Annotated in this window: 15 protein-coding genes and 1 pseudogene; 10 read left to right on the top strand and 6 right to left on the bottom strand. The window is 66.0% G+C overall.

All coding sequences use genetic code 11. From position 1 onward, the window contains the following. The first annotated feature begins 191 nt into the window (after positions 1–191). The 4 genes from AC3D24_RS03930 (at position 192) to AC3D24_RS03915 (ending at position 7589) form a co-directional block, all read left to right on the top strand. On the top strand, positions 192–1013 hold the full coding sequence (locus AC3D24_RS03930; RefSeq protein ID WP_489028381.1) for a transglutaminase-like domain-containing protein: 822 nt from the start codon (positions 192–194) through the stop codon (positions 1011–1013). 167 nt (positions 1014–1180) lie between these two features. Next, positions 1181–2617, top strand: coding sequence for an NAD-dependent succinate-semialdehyde dehydrogenase (locus tag AC3D24_RS03925; RefSeq protein WP_489028379.1), 1437 nt, complete (start codon positions 1181–1183; stop codon positions 2615–2617). Between the two features lie 151 nt (positions 2618–2768). Then, positions 2769–5135 (top strand): TonB-dependent receptor, encoded by a 2367-nt coding sequence (locus AC3D24_RS03920; protein WP_489028377.1) that lies wholly within the window; start codon positions 2769–2771, stop codon positions 5133–5135. Between the two features lie 162 nt (positions 5136–5297). After that, positions 5298–7589 carry a glycoside hydrolase family 31 protein gene (locus tag AC3D24_RS03915; RefSeq protein WP_489033036.1) on the top strand — a complete coding sequence of 764 codons (2292 nt, stop codon included), beginning with the start codon at positions 5298–5300 and terminating at the stop codon, positions 7587–7589. Between the two features lie 79 nt (positions 7590–7668). Here AC3D24_RS03915 and AC3D24_RS03910 read toward each other — a convergent pair whose 3' ends face one another. Both AC3D24_RS03910 and AC3D24_RS03905 read right to left on the bottom strand, forming a co-directional pair. Continuing rightward, positions 7669–8316, bottom strand: a complete 648-nt coding sequence (locus tag AC3D24_RS03910) for a DsbA family oxidoreductase (RefSeq protein ID WP_489028375.1) — start codon at positions 8314–8316, stop codon at positions 7669–7671. Positions 8317–8406: 90 nt separating this feature from the next. Further along, on the bottom strand, positions 8407–8997 hold the full coding sequence (locus tag AC3D24_RS03905) for a hypothetical protein (protein WP_489028373.1): 591 nt from the start codon (positions 8995–8997) through the stop codon (positions 8407–8409). Between the two features lie 243 nt (positions 8998–9240). Here AC3D24_RS03905 and AC3D24_RS03900 point away from each other — a divergent pair, with 243 nt between their 5' ends. The 6 genes from AC3D24_RS03900 to AC3D24_RS03875 all read left to right on the top strand — a co-directional run bounded on the left by AC3D24_RS03900 (position 9241) and on the right by AC3D24_RS03875 (position 14007). Next, positions 9241–9852: a GNAT family N-acetyltransferase gene (locus tag AC3D24_RS03900; protein ID WP_489028371.1), complete on the top strand. Its 612-nt coding sequence runs from the start codon at positions 9241–9243 to the stop codon at positions 9850–9852. Between the two features lie 75 nt (positions 9853–9927). Then, positions 9928–10746 (top strand): universal stress protein, encoded by an 819-nt coding sequence (locus AC3D24_RS03895; RefSeq protein WP_489028369.1) that lies wholly within the window; start codon positions 9928–9930, stop codon positions 10744–10746. A 139-nt stretch (positions 10747–10885) separates the two neighbouring features. Then, positions 10886–12571, top strand: a complete 1686-nt coding sequence (locus AC3D24_RS03890) for a PAS domain-containing sensor histidine kinase (protein ID WP_489028367.1) — start codon at positions 10886–10888, stop codon at positions 12569–12571. Beyond that, positions 12564–13196 (top strand): response regulator transcription factor, encoded by a 633-nt coding sequence (locus AC3D24_RS03885; protein ID WP_489028364.1) that lies wholly within the window; start codon positions 12564–12566, stop codon positions 13194–13196. The genes AC3D24_RS03890 and AC3D24_RS03885 overlap by 8 nt, the downstream gene beginning before the upstream one ends. Before the next feature lie 71 nt (positions 13197–13267). Further along, positions 13268–13681, top strand: coding sequence for a response regulator (locus AC3D24_RS03880; protein ID WP_489028362.1), 414 nt, complete (start codon positions 13268–13270; stop codon positions 13679–13681). Between the two features lie 137 nt (positions 13682–13818). Continuing rightward, positions 13819–14007, top strand: a complete 189-nt coding sequence (locus tag AC3D24_RS03875; protein ID WP_489028360.1) for a hypothetical protein — start codon at positions 13819–13821, stop codon at positions 14005–14007. Positions 14008–14192: 185 nt separating this feature from the next. Here AC3D24_RS03875 and AC3D24_RS03870 read toward each other — a convergent pair whose 3' ends face one another. The 4 genes and pseudogenes from AC3D24_RS03870 to AC3D24_RS03855 form a co-directional block, all read right to left on the bottom strand. Further along, on the bottom strand, positions 14193–14477 hold the full coding sequence (locus AC3D24_RS03870) for a hypothetical protein (protein ID WP_489028358.1): 285 nt from the start codon (positions 14475–14477) through the stop codon (positions 14193–14195). A 129-nt stretch (positions 14478–14606) separates the two neighbouring features. Further along, positions 14607–15620, bottom strand: a complete 1014-nt coding sequence (locus AC3D24_RS03865) for an acetate/propionate family kinase (RefSeq protein WP_489028356.1) — start codon at positions 15618–15620, stop codon at positions 14607–14609. Then, on the bottom strand, positions 15608–16750 hold the full coding sequence (locus tag AC3D24_RS03860; protein ID WP_489033035.1) for a phosphoketolase family protein: 1143 nt from the start codon (positions 16748–16750) through the stop codon (positions 15608–15610). The genes AC3D24_RS03865 and AC3D24_RS03860 overlap by 13 nt, the downstream gene beginning before the upstream one ends. A gap of 174 nt (positions 16751–16924) precedes the next feature. Further along, a pseudogene (locus AC3D24_RS03855) lies at positions 16925–17912 on the bottom strand (phosphoketolase family protein); the annotation flags it as partial. Positions 17913–17925: the final 13 nt, after the last annotated feature.

Genomic DNA, 17925 nt, shown 5'->3' with positions numbered 1-17925 from the left:
CGCTGCGGCAGCATATTAATACAAGTTAGCAGCCGATGCCCCCCTCCGCCTAGCCGTGATGCACCGGCTTAAGGCATTGGCCGACCGTAAAAATCCGCGACCTACCCCGCGATTTCGGATGTGCGGCGGCGCGAGCGTGTTAGGGATACCGTTCTTCGCCACGGCCTCGCGCCCAGATACGGGAACCACCCATGCTCATTCGTGCGGGCTACGCCATCACCGTCGAGACCGCACAGCGCGTACCGATGCTCGCCAATCTCAGCGTGCATCCGTCGCGCAACCGCGACCTGCGCACCGCGCAACGGATCATGACGACGCCCGACGTGCCGATCTACGACTATCTGGATTCGTTCGGGAATGTCTGCACACGGCTGACCATCCCGGCGGGCGGGATCACGATCTCGACCGGCTTCGTGATCGAGGATTCGTTCGCCCCCGATCTGGTCGCTCCCGATGCGCGCGCGACGCCGGTCGAGCAACTGCCCGACGACGTCCTCATCTACCTGCTCGGCAGTCGCTATTGCGAAACCGATCGACTGAGCGATCTCGCCTGGTCGCTGTTCGGGCATCTCGAACCCGGCTGGGCCATGGTCCAGGCGATCGTCACCTATGTCCACGAGCGCATCCGCTTCGATTATCAATGCGCGCGCCCGACCAAGACCGCGTTCGACGCGCATGAGGAACAGGTCGGGGTATGCCGCGACTACGCGCACCTCGCGCTCACCTTGTGCCGCTGCATGAACATCCCGGCACGCTATTGTACCGGTTACATGGGCGACATGGACCTGCCCGCCCTGGTCGGCGACATGGACTTCTCGGCGTGGTTCGAAGTGTATCTCGGCGGCATCTGGTACGTGTTCGACGCGCGCCACAATTATCCGCGCCGTGGCCGGATCCTGATGGCGCGTGGCCGTGACGCGACCGACGTGGCGCTGACCAATACCTTCGGGCCGACCACCCTGACCCGCTTCGAAGTCTACACCGACGAGAACCGCGTACCGTTTGGAGCCTGATTGCGGTCGATCACGCTGACCCAGTCGCACGAACGGTAAACGTACGACAGAGCCGGTCGACCGCATCCTCGGTCATCCTCCGGTTGCATCAGGCGGATACAGTTGCGACGTGATGCCGCGACAGCGACCGGACGCTTTACGCCCAACGCCATCAACGGAGACGACCAATGACGACCGCTTACGATACGAAACTCGGGCTCTACATCGATGGCGAATGGCTGAGCGGCGAAGGGCGCGATACGCGCGACGTGCTCAATCCCGCGACCGGTGCGGGCCAGGCCGCGCTGCCGCTTGCCACCGCGGCCGATCTCGATCGCGCGCTCGAGGCGACGCAGCGCGGTTTCGTGTCGTGGCGCGCGACACCCCCCGAAAAGCGCGCCGCGATCCTCGTCCGCACCGCCCAGCTGCTTCGCGAACGCGCCGATCACCTCGCACGGATCGCGACGCTGGAGCAGGGAAAGATCCAGGCCGAGGCCAAGGGCGAAGTCGCTTTCGCCGCCGCCCTCCTCGATTTCCACGCCGCCGAGGCCATGCGTGTCTATGGCCGGGTCCTGCCGCGGCCGTCCGGTACGCGCAGCCTCGTCCTGCACCAGCCGGTCGGTCCGGTCGCCGCGTTCTGCGCCTGGAACTTCCCGATCATGAACGTCGTGCGCAAGCTCGCGCCGGCATTGGCTGCAGGCTGCTCGATCATCATCAAGCCGTCCGAGGAAACCGCGGGCAGCGCGGTTGAAGTGTTGAAGTGCTTCCAGGATGCCGGCCTTCCAGGTGACGCGGCGCAGTGCGTGTTCGGCGTACCCGACATGGTCTCGCGTCAGTTGCTCGCGTCGCCGATCACCCGCAAGCTGAGCTTCACCGGATCGGTACCGGTCGGCAAGGCACTGATGAAGCTGGCCGCCGACACGATGATGCACACGACGATGGAACTCGGCGGTCACGGTCCGGTACTGGTGTTCGACGATTGCGATCTGGAGAAGACGCTCGACACGCTGGTGGCACACAAGTTCCGCAACGCCGGCCAGGTCTGCGTCGCGCCGACCCGCTTCCACGTCCAGGACGGCATCTATGATCGTTTCGCAGCGGGCTTCGCCGAGCGCACCCGCGCGCTGAAGGTTGGCGACGGCATGGATTCGGCGAGCCAGATGGGGCCGATGGCCAATTCGCGCCGCCCCGATGCGATCGCCGAACTGGTCGGGGATGCGACCAGCCACGGCGCCACGCTGCTCGCGGGCGGCGAATATGGCGGTTCGGGCGGGTTCTTCTTCCAGCCGACCGTGCTGGGCGACGTGCCGCTGTCGGCACGCGCGATGAACGAGGAACCGTTCGGCCCGGTCGCGCTGCTCGCCCGGTTCGAAACCGACGAGGAAGCGATCACCGAAGCCAACCGCCTGCCGTTCGGCCTCGCCGCCTATTGCTTCACCGAGAATGGTCGGCGCCAGAACATCCTGGGCGACGCGATCGAAGCTGGCATGATCGCGATCAACAACGTCCGTCTCAGCTATCCGGACAGCCCTTTCGGCGGCGTGAAGGACAGCGGCCACGGTTCCGAGGATGGCCCCGAGGGAATCCGGGCGCATCTCATTACCAAGGCCGTGCATATCAGCTGAGAATGTCGGTGCGAGATCGGTCCCGGTCGGGATCGATCTCGCACAATCGACCGGCGTGACGCGGAACCGTCACCGTTTCATCGCGCTGGCGTAACGACTATCGACGATGGCCCCTGACGAAGCTGCAGCGAAGCAGCCCCAGGGGACTATCATGAACCGTCTTTCCGGCCTGCTCGCAGGCGTTGCCATGCTTGCCATTTCCGCCTCGGCCTCGGCGCAGACCGAGCCGGCGACGCTGCCTGATGCCACATCGGTTACGACCGACGCACCCGCGGCCGATGCAGCGGGCGACATCGTCGTCCTCGGCTTCGGGCAGAGCCGACAGGTCCAGAGCGTCAACGCCGCCGACCTCAGCCGACTGACCCCAGGCTCCAGTCCGTTGAAAGCGATCGAGAAGCTGCCGGGCGTGAATTTCCAGGCTGCCGATCCGTTCGGCGCGTATGAATGGGCAGTCCGCATCTCGCTGCGTGGGTTCAACCAGAACCAGCTCGGCTTCACGCTCGACGGCGTACCACTCGGCGACATGAGCTACGGCAACGTCAACGGCCTGCACATCAGCCGCGCGATCATCTCCGAGAACGTCGCGCGCACCGACGTCGCGCAAGGCGCCGGCGCGCTCGGCACCGCATCGACCAGCAATCTCGGCGGCACGATCGAGTTCTTCAGCGACAAGCCCCGCGACACCGCCAACGTCACCGGCGGCGGCACCTATGGTTCGGATAACACCTATCGTGCGTTCGCCCGCATCGACAGCGGCGATCTCGGCGGCGGCCTCAAGGGCTATCTCAGCTACGGCTTCCTCACCACCGACAAGTGGAAGGGCGACGGCGTCCAGCGCCAGCATCAGGCCAACGCGAAGATCGTCAAGGACCTGGGTTCGATCGGCAGCCTGTCGGCATTCCTGAACTTCTCCGATCGGCGTGAGCAGGATTACCAGGATTTGAGCTACGACATCATCCGCCGCCGCGGCCTGCGCAACGACAACATCGCCGACAACTATCCGCTCGCGCTGCAGATCGGCAAGATCTACCAGAACCAGGCGGCGGTCGCGGCCAGCAAGGCGCAGCCCTGGGCCGGTGCGGGCACAACCTTCCCGACCGGCTTCGGCACGGTCGACGATGCCTATTTCGACGCCGGTGGCGTGCGGCGCGATTACCTCGGCGGCGTCACGTTCGACGCGCATCTGACGCCCGAACTGTCGTTGACCACGACCGGCTATTATCACGACAACAAGGGGCAGGGATCGTGGGTCACGCCCTATTCGCCGACCCCGGTCGGTGCGGCCAACGCCGATGGCTCACCGATCACCGCCGCAAGCCCGCTCGGGTTCCGCACCACCGAATACGCGATCAAGCGCGGCGGCGCGCTGAGCAACCTGGCGTACGAGACCGGCACGAACACGCTGGAACTCGGCGCCTGGTATGAGAGCAACACCTTCACGCAGGCGCGGCGCTTCTACGGCATGACCGACACTGCCACGCCGAACCGCGACGTGCTGGAGTTCCAGAAAAACCCGTATGCGACGCAGTGGGACGGCAAATACACGACCGACACGATCCAGTATCATGTCGGCGACACCATTCGCCTCGCCGACGATCGGCTCGTCCTCAACGCCGGGTGGAAGGGCTTCTACGTCACCAACCGCGCGATCATGCTGCCCGCGACGACCTCGCCGCTCGCGGTCGGGACGATCAGTGCCAAGGACTGGTTCCAGCCCCAGGCCGGCATCCTGTTCAAGTTCACGCCCGGTGCCGAGGTCTTCGCAGACTACAAGGAAAACGTCCGCGCCTATGTCTCGTCGGCGACGACCGGGCCGTTCTCGACCACGCAGGCCGGCTTCGACGCGATCCGCGGCCAGCTGAAGCCCGAGCGCTCGAAGACGGCAGAGGGTGGCCTGCGCTTCCGCACCGGACCGTTCCAGGCGTCGGCGGTCGGCTATTATATCGACTTCGCCAATCGCCTGCTCGGCTTTGCCAACGGTGCCGGCATCATCGGCAACCCGGCAACGCTCAACAACGTCGGCAGCGTCCACACCTATGGCGCCGAGGTCGCGGTGAACTACCGCGTGTTCACGCCGCTGTCGCTGTTCGCCAGCTATTCGTACAACAAGTCCAAATACGCCGACAACGTCCTGGCGGCGAACGGCGCGGTGCTGGTCGCGACCGACGGCAAGATGGCTGTCGACAGCCCCGAGCACATGATCAAGGGCGAGATCGTCCTCGAACAGTCCGGCTTCACCGGACGCGTCGGCGCCGATTACATGAGCAAGCGCTACTTCACCTATCTCAACGACCAGTCCGTGCCCGGCCGCGTGCTGGTCGACGCGAGCATCGGCTATCGGTTCGAAGGCGACGGCGCGTTGCACGGTGTCGCGATCGAAGGGAGCGTCACCAACCTGACCGACAAGAAGTATATCTCGACGATCGGCTCGAACGGATTCACCGCCAGCGGAGACAACCAGACCTTGCTCGCCGGCACGCCACGCCAGGTCTTCATCTCGTTGAAGAAGGGCTTCTGACGCTATTAGCCGGGGGGAGCGCGCCTCCCCCCTTCCCCTTCGCGGTCAAAGCCGTTAGCGCTACCACGAAATGGGAGAGACGATATGACGGCACGATCGGGCAAAGACCGGCGGAGCAACACTGTACGGACAGCATGGGCGGCAGGCGCCTCGCTGCTGGCGATGATCGCGAGCCCGGCGCTCGCCGAGCCTCTCGCGACGGTCGACCGCAACGGCGCGCTGGTCGCGATCGAACCCTATGCCCCGAACATCGTGCGCGTCACGATCGCGCTCGATCGCGCGCAGTCCGATTCCGCGCCCGGCGAAGGTCCCAACGCCAAGCCGAACGCGACCGGCTGGACGCATCGTACCGATACCACCGGCGACGTGTTCGCCTCCGCCGCGCTCCAGCTGACGGTAAAGGCACAGCCTTGGCCCAAGGCACCCAGCCAGATGGAGCGCTATTTCGCGCCGTCGCTGCCACCTGTCTCGATCGGCATCGTAAGCGCCGATGGGCGGACGATCGCGGAGATGAACGGCTGGGAGCGCGCGCCGCACACCGTCAACGGCGAGAAGACGTTCCGCGTCGGCGCGAGCTTCGCGATGCAGCCGGACGAGCATTATTACGGCCTCGGCCAGAACCAGGACGGCGTGCTCGACCTCAAGGGCCGGACGATCGACTGCCGCCACAATTACGATGCCCCCGCCGGCGAGACGGTCTGCGTGCCGTTCATGGTCACCAACAAGGGCTACGGGATCGTCTGGGACAACCCGTCGGTCACCACCGTCTCGCCCGGCCTGCACAATGCGACGAAGTGGCAGTCCGAAGTCGGCGAGCGCGTCTCGTTCTTCGTCATCACCGGCACCACCACCGACGAGCTGTACGCCGGATACGCCAAGCTGACCGGCGCGACCCCGCTGCCGCCCAAGGCGGCGTTCGGACTGATCCAGTCCAAGGCGCGCTACGAGACGCAGCAGGAACTGCTCGGCATCGCGGAGGGGTATCGCAAGCGCAATTATCCGCTCGACGTGATGGTGCTCGACTGGTTCTACTGGACCCGCATGGGCCAGCTCGACATCGACCGGACCTATTTCCCCGATCCCAAGGCGATGAACGACAAGCTCAAGACGCTGGGCATGCATTCGATCATCAGCGTCTGGCCGCGGTTCGAGCGGGAATCGCGCTATTTCGACCTGCTCTCGAGCAAGGGCTGGCTGCTGCACGATGCCGACGGCAGCGTCGTCGACGGCCTCGCGGTCCGCGCCGATCGCGCCGGCGCATTGCTCGATTCGACCAATCCCGAAGCGCGCGAATGGTTCTGGGGCAAGATCCGCGACAATATCGCGTCGCAGGGCTTCGACTGGTTCTGGCTCGACGAGACCGAGCCGGACCTCGTGCCCGACGGTCATTTCTATCAGCTCGGCTCGGGCGATCGCTATCACAACCTGTTCCCGCTGGTGCACACGACCGGCGTTGCGGAAGGCTCCGCACGCGATCGACCCGACAAACGCAACCTGATCCTGTCGCGCGCCGCTTATCTCGGCACGCAGCGCAACGGCGCACTGTTCTGGTCGTCGGATATCCAGGCGACCTGGGACGCGTATCGTCGCCAGATCCCGAGCGGCCTCGGCTTCACCGCGACCGGCATGGCGTATTGGAGCAGCGACACCGGCGGCTGGCAGTATCCGAACGGGCCGAAGGCGACGCACCCCGTGTTGCTCGATCCCGCCGGCGCGACCGCGATGTCGCCGAGCTATGCCGATTATCCCGAGCTGTTCGCGCGCTGGTTCGCGTATAACAGCTTCACGCCGACGCTGCGTATCCACGGCCAGCGCCCGGCGACCGCGATCTGGGAATATGGCGCGGCGGCCGAACCCGTCCTCGCGCGCTTCCTGAAGCTTCGCTACGCGCTGATCCCGTATATATATTCGCTCGGCTATCAGACGTACAAGACCGGCGCACCGTTCATGCGCGCGCTGTTCATGGACTTCCCCAACGATCCGAAGGTCGCCGCGATCGGCGATCAATACATGTTCGGGCCGGCGTTCCTAGTCGCGCCGGTGACGGAACAGGGCGCGACGACGCGGTCGGTGTACCTGCCCGCCGGGACGGACTGGTATGATTACTGGACCGAGCAGCGCTTCACGGGCGGCCAGGCGATCACGGTGAAAGCACCGATCGACCAAATCCCGCTGTTCGTCCGTGCCGGCTCGATCATCCCGATGGGCGCCGAGATCCAGAGCACCGCGACGCGCCAGAAGCTCGACAGCATCCGCGTCTATCCCGGCCGCAGCAGCGACTTCACGCTGTACGACGACGATGGTGTCACGAACGACTACAAGAAATCGGGCGGCAGCGTCGCGACGTTGCGCTGGGACGATGCGAGCAAGCGGCTGACCGCATCGGGCAAACTGCCGACCGGCCAGGACGCGGCAAGCCTCGTCAAGGTCGCCGGGCAGTCTCCGGCCCGGTAACGCCGCGCTGCAAAAAGCGGACGATGCCGGCGCGCATCGTCCGCTTTACGATAGAACAGCCCGCGACACCCCCGTTCCGCTACGCCGTAGCAGCGATCTGGCGTAGCGCCTGTTCGAAGACCTCGGCGGGCTGGCCACCCGAAATCAGATGCTTGCCGTTGATCACCACTGCCGGCACCGCGTTGATGCCGCGCGCGCGCCACAGCGCCTCTGCCTCGCGCACCGCGTCGGCATAGCGGTCCGACCCGAGCACTGCCGCCGCCGCGACCGGATCGAGCCCCGCGGTCTCCGCGGCATGCACCAGCACGTCGTGGTCGCCGGGATCGGCATTGTCGGTGAAATTGGCGGCGAACAGCGCGTGCTTGAGTTCAGCCTGCCGCCCTTCGAGCCCGGCCCAGTGGAGCAGCCGGTGCGCATCGAACGTGTTGTAGATCCGGCTGTCGTCGTTCATCGCCATCGTGAAGCCCAGGTCCGCCGCGCGGCCGACGATCATCGCGCGGTTGGCCACCGATTGCTCGCGGGTCGATCCGTACTTCTCCGCGACATGCTCGCCGATGTTCTGGCCACCCGCGGGCATCGACGGATTGAGTTCGAACGGCTGGAACGCGATCTCCGCGTCGAGTGCATCGGCCGAATGCGCCAGCGCATCCTCCAGCGCGCGCAGGCCGATGACGCACCACGGACAGGCGATATCGGACACGAAATCGATCTTGAGGTGAGCAGTCATCATGGTCTCCGGCAAACGCGTGGCCAGAGCTACCCCGGCCGTCGCCGACTATATGGGCACGGCCGCAGCGTTCCACCATCACGGCGCCCGTCACTCGCGCAGCCGGTCCCGGAATTCGGCGAGCCGCGCCCGGTATCCGTCCGCGTCGCCATATTCTAGGAACTCGTAATAGCGGTGGAGTGGATCATCGACGCGCAGCGCGTGCTTGATCGGGCACCAATATTGTTCGGTTCGGCTGCTGACCTCGCGGACGAAGCCGACCAGGCCGTTGGCGTAGGAGCAAAAGGCGCAGTTGAGCGCCTCGATCCGGTTCAGATACGCCAGATGCGCGCGATCGAAGATGATGTAGTCGGCGCGCCGGACCCGCGCGATCCCGTAGGCGCGAAAGCAGATCGCCTGATACAGGCTGACCCAGGCATCGACGATCAGCAGCGGGACGATCAGCGAATAGATCACCGGCGCGGTGACGATCGACCTCAGGTCGGAGCGCACGACGAAGCGCAGCACGGACAGTTTCAGCCGCCGTTGCGCCTCGAGCACGCCGTGTTCGAAGCCGACGATCCGCCCGGTGATCTGGACGCCCAGCGCCCGCCGCCGGCCCTCGATCTCACGGTCCAGCTCGCCCTGGAGCCGGACGATCTCCTGCGCCAGGTCGCGCATCCGCTGTATCTCGATCGTCATGCCGGGGTCCGCCCGGGGACGGTAGCGTGCCGTTTGCCGTGCTCGGGCATATACTCTCCTGCTTCGGGCCTGCGTCGGGCCTGCGCGGGGACGAAGCGCCGCCCGCCGTCACGACCGTAGATCGCTCGCCGGCCGTCGATAGGCTCGGGAACTACGTGTTTTCCGACACTGCGGCGGTCGCGGCTTTGCGGCTAATCGGTCGATGCCCCCGGTCGGGCTGCGCAATCGGCAAAGGACAGCATGATGGTCAACCTCGTCAGCGCGCGCGCAACCGCCGCGCCGAACACCCTGCCCGTGCGATCATGGACCGCCGACCTGACGACGCGGGACGGCTTCGTCTTCCACGTCCGTCCGGTCGCACCCGCGGACGAAGCCGCGCTCGGCGCGTTTTTCGAGCATGTCGACAAGGAGGATCTGCGGTTCCGCTTTCTCAGTGCGATCCACAAGGTCGGCCACGATCAGCTCCAGGCACTGGTGACGGTCGATCACGATCATACCGAGCACTTCCTCGCGTTCGATCCCACGACCGACCAGATCATCGCGACTGCCATGCTCGCCGCCGACGACACGATGACACGCGCCGAGGTGGCGATCGCGATCCGGGCGGATTTCAAGATGCGCGGGATCAGCTGGACGTTGCTCGATCATGTCGCGGCGTTCGCGCAGGCCAAGGGTATCCGGTCGCTGGAATCGATCGAGAGCCGCGACAATCACCGGGCGATCGATCTGGAGCGCGAACGCGGCTGGATCGCCTCGCCCTGTCCGGGTGATCCCGCGGCGATGATGTTGCGGATCGCGCTCGACGGTCCCGGCCATCACCCGGTCGTTGATCTTGCAAAGCACATCCCTGCGTAATTGCCGACGCTTTTCGACCAATGCGGAACCACCGAAAACCGCTGCGGATACGGGACCAGATACGGGAGAACCGATATGACCTACTCGACCCTCTTGGTGCATCTCGACGGTGGCCGACCGAACGCTGCGCTGCTCGACGTCGCGGCGACGCTCGCCGATCAGCATGACGCCGGAGTGATCGGCATCGCGGCCTGCCAGCCGGTCCAGATCGGGTCGTGCGACGGGTATCTCGGCGGCGAATATGCGGTGATCGAGCGCGAGATCGTTGCCGACGAACTGGCGCGTGCCAAGGTGGAATTCCACGCGCACGAACGGCTGGCGCGGCACGTGCTCGAATGGCGGTCGATCCCGACGCTCACCAACGTTGCGCATGTCGTCGCCGAGCATGCGCGCGCCGCCGACCTGGTCATCACCAGCGCGGGGCCGGGATATGCCGACCTGTCGACGCATGCCGACACCGGCGACCTGATCCTGCGCGCCGGGCGTCCCGTGCTGGTCGTTCCCGACGGCAACGCGACCGCGACGTTGGCGACGATATTGGTCGCGTGGACCGACACCCGCGAATGCCGCCGCGCGGTAAGCGACGCGCTGCCGATGCTTCACGCCGCCGACCGTGTGATCGTGGCGGCCGTGACGCTCGACGCGCCCGGCGCACGCGAACCGGTCGAAGACGTCGCCGCGTGGCTGGCACGACAGGGTGTCGATGCGGACAAGATCGTCGCGCGGATGAAGGGCACGAGCATCGACACGCTCGCCTCGATCGCCAACGAGGTCGAGGCCGATCTTGTCGTTGCCGGCGCCTATGGCCACACCCGCCTCCGCGAATGGGCGTTCGGGGGCGTCACGCGCGATCTGCTGCTGCGCGACCGCCGCTGTACCTTGTTGTCGCATTAGCCCGTGATCGCGGCGGCATTCCGCAAGTATCTGGCGCCGCTCGGCGGCGCGAACCGCAGACTTGTCGTAGGCGGGACAGTGTTGTGCGTGATCGCGATCGTCGAAGGACTATTGGCCTATCGCGGAACTTTGGTTTAACATGCGTCATGTTCCGGTGTCGGATGTCGAGATCTCGACGGTCGGCGGATCGGTGCGGTCAGCCGAACAAGGCCCGCGTCTCAATGACTTGCCGCTGCGCGTCAGAAGCGAGCGCCCCGCCCTCATGGCGGCGCGCTTGAACGCGGGGTCGTCGCCAGGCGATGCCGGCACACGCGGCGATGCGGCGCTGGCGGAGGAACTCGGCCTGCTAATCGACGGCGCGACGACCTATGCAATCTACATGCTCGATCCGCTGGGCCGGGTGACGATCTGGAACCGCGGTGCCGAACGGATCAAGGGCTGGGCGGAAGCGGAGATCATCGGTCGCGACGTCGCGATCTTCTACCCTGCCGAGGATATCGCCGCGGGCAAGCCCGCCGCCGACCTCGCGCGCGCACACGCCTGCGGCCGGGTCGAGGAGGAGAGCTGGCGGGTCCGCAAGGACGGCTCCGAATTTCTCGCGCACGTCACCATCACCGCGCTGCACGACGATGCCGGCGCACTGCGCGGGTTCGGCAAGGTGATCCGCGACATCACCCACGAAAAGGCCGCCGAGGCCGCGATCGTGCGGCGCGAACATCATCTCCGCTCGATCCTCAATACCGTGCCCGATGCGATGATCGTGATGAACGAGAACGGCATCGTCGCCTCGTTCAGCGCCGCCGCCGAACTCGTCTTCGGTTATGCGGCAAGCGACGTGATCGGCCGGAACGTCGCGATGCTGATGCCGCAGGCCGAGGCGCGCGATCACGACGCGCACCTGCGGCAGTACCGGGACACCGGCGAGCGCCACGTGATCGGCAACGTCCGCCTCGAACGCGCGATGCGCAAGGGGGGCGAGACGTTCCCGATCGAACTCGCGGTCGGCGAGGCGTCGATCGCCGGCGAGCGAATCTTCACCGGCTTCATCCGCGACCTCACCAACCGCCACGCGACCGAACGGCGCCTCCACGAACTTCAGACCGAACTCATCCATGTTTCCCGTATCAGCGCAATGGGCACCATGGCCTCCACCTTGGCGCACGAGATCAACCAGCCCCTCACCGCAATTGCCAATTACCTGGAGGCGACGCGGGCGATGATCGGCGATGGTGACACGCCGTTGCTTGCCGACATCGCCGAGGCGCTCGACCTTGCGGCCGCACAGTCGCTTCGGGCCGGCACGATCGTCCGCCGGCTGCGCGCCTTCGTCGATGGCGGCGATACCGGGTTCCGCGTCGAACCGCTGGATCAACTTATCGAGGAAGCGACCAGTCTCGGCCTGCTCGGCGCGCATGAGGCAGGCATCACCGTGACCAAGGCGATCGCTCCGGTCCAGATCATGGTCCGCGTCGATCGCATCCAGATCCAGCAGGTACTGGTCAACCTGATCCGCAACGCGATCCAGTCGATGGCGTCCTCGCCGTGCAGGGCGCTGACGATCGTGACTGCGCCCGACCGCGACGGGTGGATGCGGATCACCGTCGCCGACACCGGCACCGGCATCGACGCGGCGGTCCGCGCGCGCCTGTTCGAGGCCTTCGCGACCACCAAGGCGGACGGCATGGGCCTGGGCCTGTCGATCTGCCGGACGATCGTCGAGGCGCATGGCGGCCGGATCTGGGCGGACGGGGTGGCCAGCGGCGGGACCGCGTTCCACTTCATCGTACCGCTCGCCACGCTCGAGGAAGGCGAAGCCGATGACTGATCCGCTCCGCACGATCCACATCGTCGACGACGACGAGGCGATCCGCCAGTCGGTCGGCTTCCTGTTGCGCAAGGCGGGCTATGTCGTCGAGACCTATCCGGCGGGCACGCATTTTCTGAAAACCGTCACGCGCGAGACGCGGGGTTGCGTGCTGCTCGACGTCCGCATGCCCGATCTCGACGGGCTCGAAGTGCAGGCGCGGCTTGCACAGAGCGGTATCGCGCTGCCCGTGATCATGCTGACGGGCCATGGCGACGTGACGCTGGCGGTCCGCGCGATCAAGGCCGGCGCGATCGAGTTCCTCGAAAAGCCGTTCGAACGTACCGCGCTGCTGGCAGCGATCGAGACCGCGCTGGCGCACGCGGCGCGCGCCGATCGCGCGCATCTTGCCGCAGCGGACGCAGTCGTGCGGCTCGCCGCGCTCACGCCGCGCGAACGCGACGTGCTCGACGGCATGGTGCTCGGTCGCCCCAACAAGCTGATCGCTTTCGACCTCGACATCGCCACGCGCACCGTCGAAGTCCACCGCGCCAACCTGATGGAGAAATTGTCCGCGCGCAGCCTGTCGGACGTCCTCCGCATCGCCTTCGCCGCAGGCCTTGGCGAGGTCGTCGCTCCCGCCTGAGCGGCCCTCGCCTTCTACGTACAGACGCGGCCCGGCAGTCCTGTCATCGACTGTCGCGACAAGGACCATCGATGACCGACCCCATCACCGCTCCCCGTGCCGGCATCGCCGTTTCGCTCGTCGATGGCGACCCCGCAATCCGCCGCGCGCGCCAGATCATGCTTCTGTCCGAACGCTACGACGTCCGCTCCTACGCAACCAGCGAAGCGTTGCTGGCCGACCTAAGATCTCGCGATTGCCCCTGCATCATCATCGACCTCGGGAGCAGCGATGGCGGCATGATCGCGCTACACGCGATGCGCATGTCGGGCTGGCGCGGCAAGGCGATCTTCCTCGACGGCAGCATCCCGTCGCCCGCTTTGGTCCATGCCGCCGAACGCCACGGCGACCGCATCCTCGATCGTGCGACTGGCGACGCGCCCCTCCTTACCGCCATCGCCGCCTCGATCGACCGCACCTGGTCCGGCTGGAACGTGACCGGGTGATGTCGAGCCAGGAACAGGCCCCCCTCCCCACGCCAAGTATCTTCGCATGACCGCTACCGACCATTTCGAAGACCCGGACACCGCGCCGATACCGCGCGACGAAGGCCCGCGTTCCTAGTCGGCCGGGGATTGCATCGTTGGCCGCCGCCGCATTTCTGATCCGCGACGGTGACATGCGTGGGGCGGGCATCACGATCATCGACGAAAGGTCCGCTGCTCGGCGGCGGCCTCGATGGCGGCGGACGGCTATTCGCTTTGCGGCGGGAGGCTGCTTGCATCGAAACCGTCGTGCACGATCGATATGTTCGTCTCGATCCCGACGCTGAACGCGACAACGCCGCAACGGAAGATATCTTCGACGGGAACGCAGTGACGACGAACTCGTCGCATACGCGGCTGCTTCTCAACGACAGGCGCCATATAGCGCCCGACGCGAGCGAGCTCGACGCTAGGCTGGTCCCGCTGCAGGATCACGGGCAACGCCATCGATCCTGCAACGGATGTGGTCGCTTTACGAAGCGAGCTTCAGCTCGTGTTGCATCCGCAGCGTCGCATGCCGGAGGGCGCGCGGCCCCATGGTACGATCGAGCCGAAGACTGATGGCGAGAGACATCGGCGGTCGTCGAGCCGGAGCGGGCGAAACCTCAATCAGGAGCGCGTCCAGCGCCTCACCGTAGAGCTGTGCGAGGAGCTCGTGCGCCTTGCGGGCGCAGGGCTCCGCAGCCGCGTCGGCCATCATGAGCGTCGCGTCGAGGCGGCGCTGGAGGTAGCGCATTTCAGTGTGGATAGCGTTCATGGCGAACTCCCCGCTGGTCCGCCCTTGCCGCCGCATGATGCGGGGTCTGATGAAGCTGATCCGTATTCAGACCTTAACGACGGTAGAGAGCGACGTCGGGACTCGGAAAGCACGTACTCGCAGGGTTTCTCACGCAAGCGCCGCCGCGTGCAGTGCGATCTGCGCGTCTTCCTGCGATGCGACAGTTCGGATCTCCAAGCCCGGTATCCACGCCAGTGCAGCGCGAACGGCGCGGCCGGTCTGCAGGTCGTTCTCGCCGATGCCGCCCGTCAACACGAGCATTTCGGCACCTCCGAGCGAAGCGATCATAGCCGCGACCTGCTTGCACACGGATCGCTCGAACATCCGGATCGCGAGGTTCGCGTTTTCGGTCGAAGCGGCGCGCAAGACACGCATGTCGCCCGACAGTCCCGAAACACCTTTCATCCCCGAAGCATGATCGACCATCGTCGCCAGCGCCGCCGCGTCCAGCCCCGTCTCGCGCAACAGGTAGAGCAGCGCACCCGGATCGATGTCGCCGGTCCGCGTCGCCATCATTACGCCGCCGGACGGAGTGAGGCCCATGCTCGTGTCGATCGATCGCCCCTCGAGAATAGCCGTGACGCTGGCGCCATTGCCGAGATGCGCGATCACCAGCCGTGCGGGCATAGCCCCGCCCAACTGGCGGACGATCGATTCGCAGGACAGACCGTGGAAGCCATAGCGCCGGACGCCGTCCGCCTGATATGCTCGGGGGATTGGCAGAACACGGGCGATTTCGGGCATCCCCGCATGAAACGCGGTATCGAAGCACGCCACCTGCGGCACGCGCGGATAGCGGGCTTCGGCAGCCCGGATCAGCGCCAGTGACGACGGCCCGTGCAGCGGTGCAAAGGCACAGACCGCCGCCAGATCCGCCATCACTGTGCCGTCGATCAGGCAATGTGCGTAGCGGTGCGGGCCACCGTGGACGATCCGGTGGCCGATCACCGTCGGCGCCGGCCACCCCTTCAACGCCGCCTCTACCGTGTCGAAGAAGCGCGCATGATCTTCCGCCGTCTCGATCGTCCCACCAACCAGCAGGACCGGATCGCCATCGACCGCATACAACCCGTATTTCAGCGAAGACGACCCGCTGTTGAGCGCAAGGACTACCGCGACCATTGCCAGTCACGCACCTCCGGCAAATCGTCGCCCTGCTCGGCAATGTAGAGCTTGTGCCGCTCCATCGTCGTCCAGTAGCGCGCCGTCTCGCGTGGCACCTGATCACGCAGCCGTGGAATGCGCTCGATCGCGTCGAGCGCCAGCCGGTACCGGTCGAGATCGTTCAGCACGACCATGTCGAACGGCGTCGTCGTGGTGCCCATCTCCTTGTAGCCGCGGACGTGGATGTTCGCGTGGTTGGCGCGCCGGTACGTCAGCTTGTGGATCATCGCCGGATAGCCGTGGAACGCGAAGATCACCGGCTTGTCGCGCGTGAACAGCGCATCGAACTCGCGCTCGTCGAGCCCGTGCGAATGTTCGGAGCGTGGCTGCAGCACCATGAGGTCAACCACGTTGACCACCCGGATGCGGATGTCGGGCACGTACGCTCGCAGCATCGTCACCGCCGCCAACGCCTCCAATGTCGGCACGTCGCCCGCGCACGCCATCACGACGTCGGGATCGGCATCGTCGCCCGCCCATTCCCAGATCCCCGCGCCCGCGGTGCAATGCCGCACCGCCGCGTCGATCCCGAGCCATTGCCACTCCGGCTGCTTCCCCGCGACGATCACGTTCACATAGCCGCGACTGCGCAGGCAGTGATCGCCGACCGACAACAGGCAGTTCGCATCGGGCGGCAGATAGATCCGCGCGACGTCCGCGGTCTTGTTCGCGACGTGATCGATGAACCCCGGATCCTGGTGCGACAGCCCGTTATGATCCTGCCGCCAGACATGCGACGTCAGCAAATAGTTGAGCGACGCGATCGGCCGCCGCCACGGGATCGTCCTTGTCGTCTTCAGCCACTTGGCATGCTGATTGACCATCGAATCGATGATGTGGACAAACGCCTCGTAACACGAGAACAGCCCGTGCCGCCCGGTCAGCAGATACCCTTCGAGCCAACCCTGGCAGAGATGCTCGCTCAACACCTCCATCACCCGACCGTCGGGTCCGAGATTCTCGTCGACCGCCTCGGTCTCCGCCATCCAGACCTTCCCCGACACGTCGTACACGTCGGCAAGCCGGTTCGACGCAGTCTCGTCGGGGCCGAACAGGCGGAAGTTGGCGCTCGCGAGGTTAAGATTCATCACGTCGCGCAGATAGCGACCGAGCACCCGCGTCGCCTCCGCCTTCACCTTGCCCGGCGCGTCCACCGGCACCGCAAAGCTGCGGAAATCGGGCAGCGACAGCGGCACCATCAGCTCGCCGCCATTGGCATGCGGATTCGCGCCCATCCGCCGATGCCCGGTCGGCGCAAGCGAGGCAAACTCCTCCAGAAACTTCCCCGTCTCGTCGAACAGCTCTTCGGGCCGGTAGCTCCGCATCCAGTCTTCGAGCTGTCGGAGATGCTCGGGATCCTTGAAGTCCGCGATCGGCACCTGGTGCGCGCGCCACGTGCCCTCGACCGGCTTGCCGTCGACGAACTTCGGCCCGGTCCAGCCTTTCGGCGTGCGGAACACGATCATCGGCCAGCGCGGCCGCTCCGGCGTCACGCCCGCGCCCCGCGCCGCCGCCTGGATCGCCTGGATCTTCGCCAGCGCCTTGTCGAGCGCCGCGGCGAGCTGCTGGTGGACGGCCGCCGACATAATAAGGCTCATGCCCATAGCCGCGCAGCAACGCGTCGAGTTCATGCCCATCGATCCGAGCTAAAATCGTCGGATTGGCGATCTTGAAGCCGTTGAGGTGCAGGATCGGCAGCACCGCGCCGTCACGCGCGGGATTGAGGAACTTGTTCGAATGCCAGCTCGCAGCCAGTGCGCCCGTCTCCGCCTCGCCGTCGCCGACCACGCAGGCGACGATTAGGTCCGGATTGTCGAACGCCGCGCCATACGCGTGGGCCAGAGAATACCCCAGCTCGCCGCCTTCATGGATCGACCCCGGCGTCTCGGGCGCGACATGGCTCGGGATGCCGCCCGGCCACGAGAACTGCCGGAACAGCCGGTGCACGCCGCTGCGGCTCCGCTCGATCGCCGGATAGCGCTCGGTGTACGAGCCCTCCAGATACGTGTTCGCGACCAGCCCCGGGCCGCCATGCCCCGGCCCGATGATATTGATCATGTCGAGATCATGCTCGACGATCAGGCGGTTGAGGTGGACGTACAGGAAGTTCAGCCCCGGCGTCGTCCCCCAATGTCCGAGCAGCCGCGGCTTGACGTCGGCGATCGTCAACGGCCGATCGAGCAACGCATTGTCGCGCAGGTAGATCTGCCCGACCGACAGATAGTTCGCCGCCCGCCAATAGGCATCCATTCGCCTAAGCATG

The organism is Sphingomonas sp. SL1004 (assembly GCF_057815015.1).
The sequence above is the reverse complement of the archived record's forward strand: the minus strand, read 5'-3'. Positions and strand labels throughout refer to the sequence as shown.

Bases quoted from the DNA above. Each gene is read 5' to 3' on its own strand.
- AC3D24_RS03930 (WP_489028381.1), top strand. From the start codon at position 192: ATGCTCATTCGTGCGGGCTACGCCATCACCGTCGAGACCGCACAGCGC.
- AC3D24_RS03925 (WP_489028379.1), top strand. From the start codon at position 1,181: ATGACGACCGCTTACGATACGAAACTCGGGCTCTACATCGATGGCGAA.
- AC3D24_RS03920 (WP_489028377.1), top strand. From the start codon at position 2,769: ATGAACCGTCTTTCCGGCCTGCTCGCAGGCGTTGCCATGCTTGCCATT.
- AC3D24_RS03915 (WP_489033036.1), top strand. From the start codon at position 5,298: ATGATCGCGAGCCCGGCGCTCGCCGAGCCTCTCGCGACGGTCGACCGC.
- AC3D24_RS03910 (WP_489028375.1), bottom strand. From the start codon at position 8,316: ATGACTGCTCACCTCAAGATCGATTTCGTGTCCGATATCGCCTGTCCG.
- AC3D24_RS03905 (WP_489028373.1), bottom strand. From the start codon at position 8,997: ATGACGATCGAGATACAGCGGATGCGCGACCTGGCGCAGGAGATCGTC.
- AC3D24_RS03900 (WP_489028371.1), top strand. From the start codon at position 9,241: ATGGTCAACCTCGTCAGCGCGCGCGCAACCGCCGCGCCGAACACCCTG.
- AC3D24_RS03895 (WP_489028369.1), top strand. From the start codon at position 9,928: ATGACCTACTCGACCCTCTTGGTGCATCTCGACGGTGGCCGACCGAAC.
- AC3D24_RS03890 (WP_489028367.1), top strand. From the start codon at position 10,886: ATGCGTCATGTTCCGGTGTCGGATGTCGAGATCTCGACGGTCGGCGGA.
- AC3D24_RS03885 (WP_489028364.1), top strand. From the start codon at position 12,564: ATGACTGATCCGCTCCGCACGATCCACATCGTCGACGACGACGAGGCG.
- AC3D24_RS03880 (WP_489028362.1), top strand. From the start codon at position 13,268: ATGACCGACCCCATCACCGCTCCCCGTGCCGGCATCGCCGTTTCGCTC.
- AC3D24_RS03870 (WP_489028358.1), bottom strand. From the start codon at position 14,477: ATGAACGCTATCCACACTGAAATGCGCTACCTCCAGCGCCGCCTCGAC.
- AC3D24_RS03865 (WP_489028356.1), bottom strand. From the start codon at position 15,620: ATGGTCGCGGTAGTCCTTGCGCTCAACAGCGGGTCGTCTTCGCTGAAA.
- AC3D24_RS03860 (WP_489033035.1), bottom strand. From the start codon at position 16,750: ATGAATCTTAACCTCGCGAGCGCCAACTTCCGCCTGTTCGGCCCCGAC.